Origin of the sequence: Zobellia sp. OII3 (genome assembly GCF_002211465.1) — a bacterium.
Classification (GTDB): domain Bacteria; phylum Bacteroidota; class Bacteroidia; order Flavobacteriales; family Flavobacteriaceae; genus Zobellia; species Zobellia galactanivorans.
Genome location: NZ_MWRZ01000014.1, coordinates 1 through 14,175 on the forward strand (window position 1 = coordinate 1; position 14,175 = coordinate 14,175).

The 14,175-nt window shown below is 43.5% G+C and carries 5 protein-coding genes; all 5 read right to left on the reverse strand.

Annotated elements, in window-relative coordinates; translation table 11 throughout:
- The coding region (locus tag B4Q04_RS20625; RefSeq protein WP_133087855.1) for a beta strand repeat-containing protein at positions 1 to 2,690 on the reverse strand (2,690 nt) is incomplete at its 3' end.
- Between the two features lie 566 nt (positions 2,691 to 3,256).
- Positions 3,257 to 7,756, reverse strand: a complete 4,500-nt coding sequence (locus B4Q04_RS20630) for a Calx-beta domain-containing protein (RefSeq protein WP_088697959.1) — start codon at positions 7,754 to 7,756, stop codon at positions 3,257 to 3,259.
- A gap of 284 nt (positions 7,757 to 8,040) precedes the next feature.
- Complete coding sequence (locus B4Q04_RS20635; protein ID WP_013992021.1) at positions 8,041 to 9,981, reverse strand: OmpA family protein; 1,941 nt, start codon at positions 9,979 to 9,981, stop codon at positions 8,041 to 8,043.
- 12 nt (positions 9,982 to 9,993) lie between these two features.
- Complete coding sequence (locus B4Q04_RS20640; RefSeq protein WP_013992022.1) at positions 9,994 to 10,953, reverse strand: type IX secretion system membrane protein PorP/SprF; 960 nt, start codon at positions 10,951 to 10,953, stop codon at positions 9,994 to 9,996.
- A gap of 14 nt (positions 10,954 to 10,967) precedes the next feature.
- Entirely contained in the window at positions 10,968 to 14,054 is a 3,087-nt protein-coding gene (locus B4Q04_RS20645; protein ID WP_088697960.1) for a gliding motility-associated C-terminal domain-containing protein, read from the reverse strand.
- Between the last annotated feature and the right edge of the window lie 121 nt (positions 14,055 to 14,175).

Genomic DNA, 14,175 nt, shown 5'->3' on the forward strand with positions numbered 1-14,175 from the left:
ACATAAGCCTTAGTGGCCGCGTCCTGTGGAGCGGTTGGGTCGGCCAAGTTCGTGATGGCCTGGTTGCCAGCACTTGGGTCCTCCCCTATTACATCCTCTAGATCTTGGATCTCGTTGTTCGGGTCCGAATCGGCATCGTCCGTATCGACCGTTACCGAACCGCCATCTACCAAGGAAATCGTTTTTCCCGTAGCGTCGATCGACAGGTCCTGCGTATCCGTATTCGTGTATGGGGACAAATCGATATCAGTGGCACTTGTATTATTCGTGACCTTTAGGATATTCCCCGTAAGGCTCAAATCTTGGATCTCGTTATTTGGGTCGGCATCGGCATCGTCAGTATCCAAGGCATCCACATAGGCCTTAGTGGCCGCGTCCTGTGGAGCGGTTGGGTCGGCCAAGTTCGTGATGGCCTGGTTGCCAGCACTTGGGTCCTCCCCTATTACATCCTCTAGATCTTGGATCTCGTTATTGGGGTCTCCATCTAAATCAGGACTCGCATTTCCACCTACGGCATTCCATGTACTTCCATCATAAACATATAATTGTCCCGCTACCTCATCGACATAGGTAACCCCACTATTGCTCGGGGTTACGGACGGAGCTCCATTGCCCAACAAAGTAAGTTCGTTAGTAGCATCCTCATCAGGATCTGTTGAATTTACCGTATAATTTCCATCGCCATCATCCGACACTGAAATCGCACCTGTTCCGGCGATTACGGTTTCTACAAGCGATGATAAATCGACACTTGTTGAACTCCCTCTTTCAATCTCAATCTGTAATTGATTTGTTCCACTTAAAGTGGCTCCGGTCAAATTCTGGTTATCACTACTATTCGCAGCTAAATCGGCAATAGCCTCTTCTACCGTATTTTCGTCTACACTATCTCCATCAACGTCCAAAGGTGTTGTTAAGTTCACCTCGGTTGCTTCTTGATCATCGGTACCATCAAAACTTGTTGTAGTTCCGTTTTCGGATGAATACACATAATTTACGTTATCAGCAGTAGATAAAGTAGTAATCGTTTCGTCGATTTGCGTGGTAGTACCATCGGCCTCGGTTACCGTGGCAATCAGATTACCGGCGATAACATCGGTTATGGCGATGCCGTTCGTGTTGATATCCACATCCGTTCCGTCACCATTGGTAAACCTATAAAGTCCACCTCCTAAGTCCGTGATATCCGATTTGGCGACTATTACATCGGTTCCGGTCTCATCGACCAAAGTGATGTTCCCGTCATTATTATCCTCGATACGTACAATGCTCTCTTGGATAGAGACGGTAGTACCATCTTCCTTTTCGTAAATACCTATTTCGTTTCCTGTAGTCGATGTACCCGTGATATCCGTTATCGTCTCGTCGATCTCGGTGACACTTCCATCGGCCTCGGTCACCGTAGCGATCAGATTACCGGCGATAACATCGGTTATGGCGATGCCGTTCGTGTTGATATCCACATCCGTTCCGTCACCATTGGTAAACCTATAAAGTCCCCCTCCTAGATCCGTGATATCCGATTTGGCGACTATTACATCGGTTCCGGTCTCATCGACCAAAGTAATATTGCCGTCGTTACGGTCCTCGATACGTACAATGCTCTCTTGGATAGAGACCGTAGTGCCATCTTCCTTTTCGTAAATACCTATTTCATTTCCTGTAGTCGATGTACCCGTGATATCCGTAACCGTTTCGTCTATTTCAATCACCGTTCCGTCAGCCTCCGTTACCGTGGCGATCAGATTACCGGCGATAACATCGGTTATGGCGATGCCGTTCGTGTTGATATCCACATCCGTTCCGTCGCCATTGGTAAACCTATAAAGTCCCCCTCCTAGATCCGTGATATCCGATTTGGCGACTGTTACATCGGTTCCGGTCTCATCGACCAAAGTAATATTGCCGTCGTTACGGTCCTCGATACGTACAATGCTCTCTTGGATAGAGACGGTAGTACCATCTTCCTTTTCGTAAATACCTATTTCGTTTCCTGTAGTCGATGTACCCGTGATATCCGTTATCGTCTCGTCGATCTCGGTGACACTTCCATCGGCCTCGGTTACCGTGGCGATCAGATTACCGGCGATAACATCGGTTATGGCGATGCCGTTCGTGTTGATATCCACATCCGTTCCGTCGCCATTGGTAAACCTATAAAGTCCCCCTCCTAAGTCCGTGATATCCGATTTGGCGACTGTTACCGTTGCTCCAGATTCGTTTGTAAAAGTTACATTGCCATCACCAGCATCGCTTATAGCCGTTATGGTTTCGTTAATGGTTACTATATCGCCATTCTCATTCTCGTAAACACCTATGGCATTCCCTGTGGGCGCCGTTCCCGATAAGGTCGTAATAGTCTCAACAGGCAAAGTCACCGTTGCCGTACCTCCGTTTTCAAGGGTTAGCGAAAGTACCCCTGTTCCATTATCAAAAGTAAAACTCTGAAGCTGTTGGTCATCGGATGATGTCAATTCCCAAGAATCGCCATCCCAAAAATAAATGGTACCGGTATCGGTATTCACATAAATATCTCCGAGATCGGCTCCTGCAGGAGTAGCCACTCCCGGTGCAGTAACATCGACACCGCTTAACACTTCACAGTTACATTGGTCTTCTAAATTGACCGTAGTCTGTGCAAATGTTAATCCGGAGATTAAAAAAACGAGGATTATACTTATTTTTTTCATGACCATCACTTTGTTTAATATCGTATCGTCCAATACTTTTTGTGATTACTATGCGAGCTGACAACAGACATAGTGAACTGTTTCTTTTTCAAAAAAAATAAAAGCTGAACACCTTTCTGGACATTACACATTTTACGTGCATTTTGATATAGTGAAGAGGATGTAGAGACATCCTAAATGCCACTCGGTTTTTGAATTAAAACCTGTTGTCTTGTTTGGTTAAGCTATTCAGTTTTTGGGGTGAATCGAAGCAATCCCATTGAAAATGATCCAATTACGTTTACAAAATTAACCTTAGTGTTACCAACTGAAAATAATTGTTGTATAAGTGTTAATTACTAATGTATACGTAGGGAAAAATGAGGTGTCGATATATATATTTTCTGTGCCACTCGTCGATAAGTTCAATTATATCGCTGTATTGCAGAGGTCGATAAATCTTGAAAATGGATCAAATAGTTTGTATTTACATCTTTTTTTGACCTCAAAATAAGGCGCAAAAAAGTATCGAAAACCAACTTTGAAAGATTAATGATCCATCCCTAACCGAAAGCGAGAACAAGCTGTTAATTCTTCTTTACCCGGTAGGTTATTCTACGGTTTGTAATTACGGTATACGCTTTAACAATGCTTAGGGGAGAAAACTCAGAAGTAGTATTGGCCAAGGTAGCCGTTGTAGTTACCGATTTCCCTAGGCTAATACCTGGCGGAGCAGGTATACTGAACTTAAACTTATTGGTGTTATCGGTATTATTGTCATCATCGGTATAGGTCGTAACCTGTGAATCGGTGTCTATCGGGCCACCTTCGACCATAGTGGCAAGATATATTTGTCCTTCACCATAATCGTATGTCATTCCCAACTTATTATCTCCAATGGCGGCAGACCCCTCATTAATGTCGGTTGCAAACAGTTCTAAAGTTGCCCCTGGCCTTGACCATCCTTCAATGACAAGATTGGTTCCGGAAAGATAAGCCCCAGTGATTATCGGAAAATTTAGAAGTCCATTAGGGCCATTATCGGTATCACCTGAATCGTTAATAGTGACCCCATCTCCCATACTGTCGGATGCATCTAAATCGATACCTAATGCCGGACTAGCGGTTCCATTCGCATAAATAGCGTTTCTAGAAATTAGGTTGCCCGAGGTATTCCCCCCTCCAAGAACAACACCGGCGCCTCCATTTGAAGCGATTATATTCTGGGTCAGGGTAGAATTGCTTCCATCGAGACGAATGCCGGCATTGGCATCATCTCCGGTACACTTACCACCGTCTTGGCCTGAATTTACTATTGTATTTTCCGTAATCGTGAGTCCACCCGAAATTCCTTCGCCATCAATTCCTAAGGAAGCTGCCCTATCTATTAAATTCTGTTGGATCAAAATACCCGATCCCCCACTTACTTTTATATTATCAAAACACGCATTGCTTCCATTATCGGTTATATGGTTGTTTTGAATAACGGTAGACGTTCCTCCGTTGACCAAAATACCCTCATCAGTGTTTCTTGCAATGTAGTTGCCCTCTATGGTCGTTATACCACCTGTAACTTCTACCCCATAATCAATATCACCAGATGCATTACCAAGGGCATTGACTCCTAATAAGTTATGCGATACGGTAGCCGAACCACCTTCAACCTTTACTCCGGCATTATCACCCGCACGAACGGCAATATTACGTACTTCCACATTGGTGCCATTCAATTGGAGGACATCGCCATTTGCGCTATAAAGTTCAATTTCAGGTCTATCGAAATCAGGTAAAATGGTATTCGAAACGCCAACCCCTGTTCCCCCGGAACCTACGGTTCCCGCATTGGTATTTCCCGAATAAGCCGTTTGCGTACGACCGTCGATAACCGTATTCGTACCGGATACAATAGGAAATTCATTGGGATTTGACATGGTAATATTGAAATATCCGTTAGCAAAATTAGTGTCGGCCGTTCTGCCCAAGGGATCTCCGGTAGTGGGTATCATAAAAATTGAGGTATCTTCACCAGCTCCCGGATCAAATAGACCATTAGCTTCAATATCTAAGCCTACTTCACCTATACCATTGGAATTCTTAATAAATTGGGTCAATGAACCTTGTCCGGTTTCATTGGTATTCACAATGGTATTGAAGTTGAAGCCGAAATCGATTCCCACGACACCATTACCTGCCACTTCAACCGGTGATATACTCTGTGCATTGTTAAAAACACCTAGCGATACATCTTGCCCTGCTTTTGGGTCGGCCCCACCAACCTCATTAATGACATCTACAATACTGCTAGAAACGACTTCGGTCCTATAAGTCTGTACCGGATAACAATTCGAGCAATTGGCCCCATTGTCCCTTGTGGACCTTACCGTCGAACTTACCACCTTTACAAAGTAGTCACCATCGGCCATCCCCCCGAACGAGTAATTCCCGTTCGCCTCGGTATTTTTTCTTTGGATGAAGTTGCCCGAGGAATCGAAGAGTTCTACGATTGCCCCCGAAATTCCTATCCCGCCCGAAGTCAATTGGTTTCGACCCGGACCTCCAGGATAATTAACATCCTCAAAAACACGTCCTGCAATCAAATTTGATGGAACTTTTAAGATTACAGCTGCGGAAATAACAAAATCTTGACCTACATCTACGTTGGCCGTTACCTCACTATCCGCAGTTTGAATAAATGAGGAGATATCATAGGTATCTAAATCTACACCATAGGTACTGGCATTATTATAAACGGGTGGCCCTACAGTGTTATCGTAAATTGTAGAATTATAAGAGTTATTACCGGTTTGGCCACCATCGCCCGTAAGTATAAAGTTTTGGTTACGCTGGTTGGTAATGGACAGTTCTTCCGGGTTGGTAGAACCCGAACTTGAACCATTAAGATCCGGATCGCCTTCCCATGATAAGAAAGAAGCTTTAGCTCCAGTGCCAGAAATGGCATAAAACGAATCTAAGGTAAATGAGTTACCGTCATTACTTAATCCGTCAAAACCTTGATATAAGTTAATGTTTACGGCCGGCAAGGAACGGTCTTCATAAAACACCATTAGCGCCCAGCCCCCTAACACCGTACTTGTAGTACAATATTCTCCCGTATTATTAATCGTAAGACCACTAAAATCGAAGACGTTACCCGATAAATTAGATATACCTTGAACAATTGTGGTTACATCACTCACATACCCAAAAAAGTTTCTGTTACCCAACGAAGTTTGATACAAAAAATTAGCCGATACACTCTGTCCTTCAAAGATTACATCGGGATCCCGTACCGTACTAGAATGCGACCAATACAAATAAGCCCGTTCTACTGACGCCGTTGCCGGAACAGGGGATACCAAACTATTGGACGACGATGTAGTAACCGCACAAGGACTAGCCCCATTAGGACTGGTACGCAACGTACCTCCCGTGGTGGTATAATCGTAATACCCATCAAATTCTTGAAACAAGGTCAAAGGGTCATTTGCCAAGATTTGTGAGTTGATGGTACCTTTCCCTTTTTCATTATAGTTCACTACGGCATACTGAGCATTGGCTCCGGTAAACTCTATATCAAAATCCTCGGCATATTCGGGTACACCATCATTGGCTATAGGCACCGATATGGTCTGAATATTGTTCAGCTCTCCCGTAAAAGTCAATGTGCCGGAGCTTGCGGTATAATCGCTTCCTGCCAATGCAAGTCCGTCCACGGTCCTAAAATCGACCGTAAAAGGAACTTCTACGAATCCAAACAAGAAAATGTTTCTTCCATGGGCCGCTCGTGTCGACCTTACCGTAAATACGGCATTACCTACATCTTCATCAAAAGTAATATCGTCAATTACAATAATCGGTCCGTCAGGAAAACAATTGATTTCAGCTTCCCAACCAGCTCCCGTATTGCTTCCATTGGAAACAAACCTAAAAGTTAAGCATCCTGATGAATGGGAAGAGTTAATACTCGTAGGAACGTTAGCACTATCGTACTGCCCTATTAGCGTTCCACTCGTATTTGAACCTTCATAAATGTAAAGAACATCACCGGAAACGATTTCAAAACTGGAAAAGTTGATATTAATGTACGTATCGGCCGTATCCGGACATATGGTATACGTCATATCTTGGTTATTGTCGTAATTTGAAAGTCCGCCCGGATCAAAAAAAGTATCACTACATGTGGTAGCATTACCCCCATTGGTCATAATTAAGGCGTCATCGTCTATAATAGTAGCCGTAGCCGTATCGCTAATGTCTATCTGGGAATCGGATGACAAGGTAAATTCCACCGTAAAATTTTCGGGATTCTCCATAGTTCCATCGTCAAGAATAGGAACAGTTATGGTTTCGGTATCACCTGTAGATCCATTAAAGTTCAAAACACCTGTTCTAGAGGTGTAGTCGCTACCATCGATAGCGGAACCATTTACCGTTCGATAATTTAAAGTATATGGCGCCGTGGCATTTGCCCCTGTATGTCTAACGATGAAAGTAGCATTACCGGCATCTTCATCTACCGTAACATCATCTATTTCAATTACAGGTAGTGGTGGCGGAAAAGTTGCCGTAATCAGAAAATTATCAATAAGGGCATAATCGTTATTACTCCAATTCGTTCCAGATTTTGCCAATCGAATGGTTGTGGTCGCCGAAATATAGCTTGAAATATCTCGACTGAAGGTCCCTGAAGTATTATTTCCACTAATCGTCCCCACTGTTGTATAAGACGCCCCGCCATTATTGGAAACCTCCACGCCGAGTGCCGCGCCTCCCGTAAGGCTTATGGCTCCATAAGTGAAACTTAGGGTTGCCGTTGCCGCACCATTTAAGTTGGCCGATCGACGTATGGTTTCCGACCAAATATAATAAAGCTCGAGCCGGTTAGTACTTATTCGAATATACTGACTTGCCGGTCCACCATTCGTGTCCCCTGTTTCGATCCAATCCGTACTAAAGTTGGAACTACCATTGTTGTTGGAGTAAGAAACACTGCTAAAATTGTCCCTATAGGTTTCTTGCGCGAACAGCTGTAACGAGAACAACATCGCTATAAAAATGTAGAAGTACCTTATGTTATTATGAAACATTTAATATATCTGTAAAGGGCCAAAACCATCCAAAAAGAATCGAATCAACCTAATAATCAAACAAATATACCGGTCTCTAGCCCGCTACCATCAAAATTGTTGTGAAGTAAAGAATTGGTAACACGTGAGGCCAGTTTTACAGTGTCTGTCGATTTTCAACATGGCCCATGAAGCTACATTAAGGCCTTTATCGACCAACTACCTTATGATAAAAACACGGGAATATCCATCAAAAAAGGCCGCTATTGGATAGCGGCCTTTTACAGTTGGTATATTTAATTGTTCTATTCGAGAATGATAAATTCGGAACGTCGGTTCAGCTCATGATCCTTATCGGAACATTTTACACCATTGGCGCATTTGTTTATGAGTTTGGTTTCCCCAAAACCTTCGCCTTCCAGTCGCTCTTTGGCAATACCCTTACTGATCATATAGTTGACCGTAGCTTCTGCCCTCTTTTGGGAAAGCCATAGGTTGTACGAATCTTTCCCCCTACTATCGGTATGCGAGTTCACCTTGATTCTTAAACTCGAATACTTCTCCATGGCCGCAATAACTTTTTCCACTTCTATCTCCGAATCTTTTCGAATATTGTACTTATCGAAGTCAAAATAGATGGTACTAAGTTGTAACAACTTGGCCAAATCATCTCCAAATCCGGCACTGATAGAGCTTCTTTCCAAGAAGAAATCGATAGTTTTAGGTGCTCCATCAGATTTTCCCAAGTATTCTTCGGAAGGTATATAACCTTCGGTCATTGCCCTTACAAAATTGCCCTGGGTACAGTCTACGGTCAAATTATATTTACCTTCCGCATCGGTGATGGCAGACATAATTTCTTCGTTATTTTCATCAATAACCTTTACAGAAGCCCCAACCAAGGGCTCATTGGATATTTTATCCCTTACGACCCCAGATACAGCTTGTTCACAGTCGATAAGTAGTGGTTTAGTTTCAAGAAAAGCATAAATATCATCTGCTCCTTGACCTTCCGAGCGGTTTGAGGCGAAGTAACCTTCTCGGGTATCTTCGTCAAAGATGAACGTAAAATCGTCCATTCGGCCATTAACGGGCTCCCCTACATTCATTACGGTGCCATCGAACCTTCCATCGTCTATCTTCGTTGCAAAAATATCAAGACCACCCAGTCCTGGATGTCCATCGGAAGAGAAGTATAAAATATCCTTACTGGTTACAAAAGGAAAGGTTTCCCTAGCTTCCGTATTGATTACGTCCCCTAGATTTTCAGGCGTTCCATAGCTTCCATCTTCATTTATGGCTACCTTAAAAATATCGGACTCCCCAAATGAGCCGGGCATATCGGAAGCAAAATACAATGTTTTTTCATCAGCGCTCAATGTAGGATGCGCTATGGAATAATCATCGCTATTAAAAGGCAGTTCTTCTATATTAGACCAAAGCCCTTCTTCAGACATAACCGCCTTAAAGATCTTAAGACGAATGATTCCATTACCATCTTTTACATATTTACCTTCCTTATAATTGTTACGGGTAAAATAAAGTGTTTGACCATCTTTGGTAACTACCGATGTAGACTCGTGCAATCTCGTATTAAGTTGATCGCCCAACTTGGTTACGAATCCATTGGAGGCACTATCGGCATTAACTTTGTAAAGGTCTAAGAAGTCTTTTGAATTCCAGGTGTGACGGTAGCGCGCAAAGTTACCGGTATCCCTATCCGAAGAAAAGATGAGTCCCTTCTTGTAAAAAGACGGGGCAAACTCGGAGTAAGGTGAATTGTATTGAAATGGCAATACGTTGTACCTACCGGAATTTTTCTTGATATCGTTTAAATAGTCTTCTTCGCTTTTGTAGGTATTGGCCCTAACATCATCTGAAGTGACTTCTAGAAACTTCGCCATTATTACTTTGGAAGTTTCATAATCTTCTAAAGTCTTCAAGGTTTGGGCATACCTAAAGTAATACTCAGGACCCGTTTCGTCAGGATATTCATCTACCAGCCTTTTATAGGTATTGGCAGCATCTTCGTAATCTGCATTATAATAGTAGGAGTTCCCCAGTTTCTTTAATAAGTCTGCCGAAACATATCCGCGATCGAGCACTTTTTTGTAAATGTCGATAGCCGGACTAAAGGAGTACTCGTCATATTTTTCATTGGCTTTGGTTATTAATTTTTCTTGGGCAAAACCACTAACACCCATCAAAAAGACCAAAACAAATAGAATGTGTATTTTTTTTATCATAAGATATAAGGTTTAGAAGAAACGAGGAGAAACCAGTTTTTCAAAGGATTTCACCAATTCCCATCTTAGAAAAATTTCGAAAGACCCTGAGTTATATTGTGTACTGCCAAAGTCGGTTGTTTCTTTATCATAGGCCAAACCTAACATAATTTGGTCAGATATCTGAAATCCTGCCAAGGCACTTACTGCGGCATCCCATCTGTAAGCGGCTCCGAAGGAAAACTTTTCCGCAAAGAGGAAGTTGGCCGACACATCTACCTGAAGAGGTGCACCACCGACGACCTTTGTCAAAAGGGCCGGTTTGAACATGAGGTTATCGTTCAAATCAAATACGTAACCGGTAATCAAATAGAAGTTCACACGGTCTTTTGCCAAAAAGTCGATTTGATTGGCATCGGAATCGGCAGAATCAAAATGCTCTACCTCCAATAAATTGGGTGCGGAAAGACCGGCATAAAACTTATTGGTGTGATAATACATACCCAAACCAACGTTCGGGGAAAACTTGTTTTCAATATTATCCGTTCCTACGGCTTCTTCAAACCCTGGTCGCTGTCGTAATTGTTCAAAATCGAGGTTCAGGATGTTACCCCCCAATTTTAGGCCAAAAGATAGTTTTCCTTTAAGGGAAACATCGATTGAATAAGAAATCAATCCGTCTATATACGTTTCCTGAACGGTTCCTTCCCCTATTTTGTCGTTTACTACCGACAGGCCGTATCCCACATTACTATTTCGAATGGGAGAATGCAAGTTAATGGTAAAGGTTTCGGGCGAACCGTCTAAACCTACCCACTGTGACCTGTAAAGGCCCGCGATGCTGAGCTGCCCCCTAGAGCCCGCGTAGGCTGGGTTAACGCTCATCGTATTGAACATGTACTGAGTGTATTGGGCATCTTGCTGGGCGGAAGCCGTTTGACAATAGACCAACACCAAGAATAGGGCCGCTAGTAGCTTGTTTTTTATAATCATGCCTACTTTATAGATTATTTACTGATATAAATATAACCACTATCAGTTATATTCTGCTTGTTTACAGTGGAGTACTTAAAGATATAGAAATATACACCGGCAGGTAGATAGTCTGCGCCACTTATAGTGGATCTTCCTTTTGACCTACCGTCAAAAACATTGTTCTGGTTATTGTAATCTTCCCCTTCGTAAACTGCCACTCCCCATCGGTTGAATATCTTAAGGCTATTGTTCAATGCCTTATCGACATTTTCAATCCACAAGAATTCATTTTTACCATCTCCGTTAGGTGTTACCATTTGCATCACTACAATATCGGTATCCTCCTCTGGATCAAGATATGAAGGGATTCCATCACCATCGAGATCATCGTCGGTTGGATTACCGTTTCCATTTCCATCTTCGTCAGGAGTATCGATACCGTCACCATCATCATCAATATCACGGTAATTCACGTCTTCGGTACCATCGGTATCGGGAAGATCGTTTGCCGGATCGTCGATTTCATCATTGACATCAAAGCCATCGTTGACATCGCTTCCTTCGTAACCATCATCAAGTCCATCTCCATCCGTGTCAATACCTGTGTACGATTGGTCAGGGATACCATCAAAATTGAAATCGTTCCCTTCATTATTATCGAACACCAAATCATTATCACTATCAAGGTCAATATAATCTTCCGTATCCGCCCCATCGGTATTTACCGGTATCAATCCATCAGGATAGGCCGAGTTCAATCCATTATTGGCTTCGTAGGTTGCCGCATCGTCATTGTTCGGTGCAATGTAACCATCAGTGGTCTGGGCCTCTACGTTATCAGGAATACCATCATCGTCAGAGTCGATATCCAAATGGTTAGGTATGCCGTCACCATCCGTATCCAAAGGATTGGTCAAAGGATCGTTATCACCATCGGTATTAGGATCTTCTACAGTATCCAATATACCGTCATTATCGTCATCTAAGTCTACCCTATCCGGCACTCCGTCACCATCGGTATCGGTATCGTCAGGATTCGGATTGTTATCGGTAGGATCCAAGTAATTTGGCGTACCGTTTCCGTTACTATCGTCATTGGTCGGGTCTCCGTCTTGGTCCACATCTTCATCGGGAGTATCGATGCCGTCACCGTCATCGTCCAAATCACGATAGTTTACATCTTCGGTACCATCGGTATCGGGAAGATCGTTTGCAGGATCGTCGATTTCATCATTCACATCAAAGCCATCGTTGATATCGCTTCCTTCGTAACCATCATCCAATCCATCGCCATCGGCATCGTTTCCGGTATAGGTTTGATCAGGGATACCATCGAAATTGAAATCGTTACCCTCGTTGTTGTCGGGAACACTATCGTTATCACTGTCAAGGTCTATGTAATCTTCTGTATCAGCCCCATCGGTGTTCACAGGTGTTAACCCGCCAGGATAGGCCGAGTTCAATCCGTCGTTGGCCTCATAAGTTGCCGCATCGTCATCGTTCGGTGCAATGTAACCATCAGTGGTCTGGGCCTCTACGTTATCAGGAATACCATCATCGTCAGAGTCGATATCCAAATGGTTAGGTATGCCGTCTCCATCCGTATCCAAAGGATTCGTCAAAGGATCGTCATCCCCATCGGTATTAGGGTCTTCCTCGGTATCTAAAATACCATCGTTATCATCATCCAAATCGGTAGAATCAGGTACACCGTCACCATCGGTATCCGTGGGGGTGTCATCGGTAGGATCCAAGTAATTTGGCGTATCGTCATTATCGGTATCGTCATTGGTCGGGTCTCCGTCTTGGTCCACATCTTCATCGGGAGTATCGATGCCGTCACCGTCATCGTCCAAATCACGATAGTTTACATCTTCGGTACCATCGGTATCGGGAAGATCATTTGCAGGATCATCGATTTCATCATTCACATCAAAGCCATCGTTGATATCGCTTCCTTCGTAACCATCATCCAATCCATCGCCATCGGCATCGTTTCCGGTATAGTTTTGATCAGGGATACCATCGAAATCGAAATCGTTACCCTCGTTGTTGTCGGGAACACTATCGTTATCACTGTCAAGGTCTATGTAATCTTGTGTATCCTCACCATCGGTGTTCACAGGTGTTAACCCGTCAGGATAGGCCGAGTTCAATCCGTCGTTGGCCTCATAAGTTGCCGCATCGTCATCGTTGGGCGCGATATAACCATCAGTGGTCTGGGCCTCTACGTTATCAGGAATACCATCATCGTCAGAGTCGATATCCAAATGGTTAGGTATGCCATCTCCATCCGTATCCAAAGGATTCGTCAAAGGATCGTCATCCCCATCGGTATTAGGGTCTTCCTCGGTATCTAAAATACCATCGTTATCATCATCCAAATCGGTGGAATCAGGTACACCGTCACCATCGGTATCAGGACATACAACCGGAATTGCAGTTATACGGATTCCGTTTATCGGAAAATGGGAAGTCGTATAGAATTGGATTTCGTTAGCCAAACCTTGGGATTCCCAAACAAAACGTTCAGGGCCGGTAATAGGCGAAACTGTTGTATTTTCCACAAAATAATCATTGGTCTCGTTATCAGAGGTGATTCCTGCGGGAAGCGCCGTTGTCTGTACATACATAGCGTTATCAAGAGCAACAATACCATCCCTATGGTTTGCATCGACTCTAGCCGAATGCTCCGCTATCAGTTTTACAGGTACGGTACCCGAAAAGGAAAAGGTAACCGGAAGGCCTTGGTGCACCTCGAAGAGTCCGCCTGAATTTTTAGTGCTTGCCCCGGTTACGCTTACCAAAACACTACCAGCGGGAAGCCCCCACTTAGCACTTAAATCAACGTTCGTGGCAGATAGGCTACCATCGGTTACGCCATTGGCAAAACCAAAATCACCTGCCCTGATTTCTTCAGGATCTTCTTCGGCACACCCTGTAAGACTGTTTTCCAACACGAGAGTGGACTTTATTTTTTGAGCTTCTTTGCCATTGGCTCCCTCTACGGGGCCATTGTTGGCAAAAGAAGACCCCACACCCAAAATAGCAAGGGCGAAGGTATAGGTAACGGCCTTAAAAGCACCGTTCTTAAAATTTAATAGGGTAAAGTTTTCCATAAATGTTTAGTTTTATTAAACTAATCACCATGGCCTGCAGGTTTAAAACGTATGTAGTAAGAAGTTGGGATACTCCAATATGGATGCAAGATATATCTAATATTTAGATCTCCAAATTCTT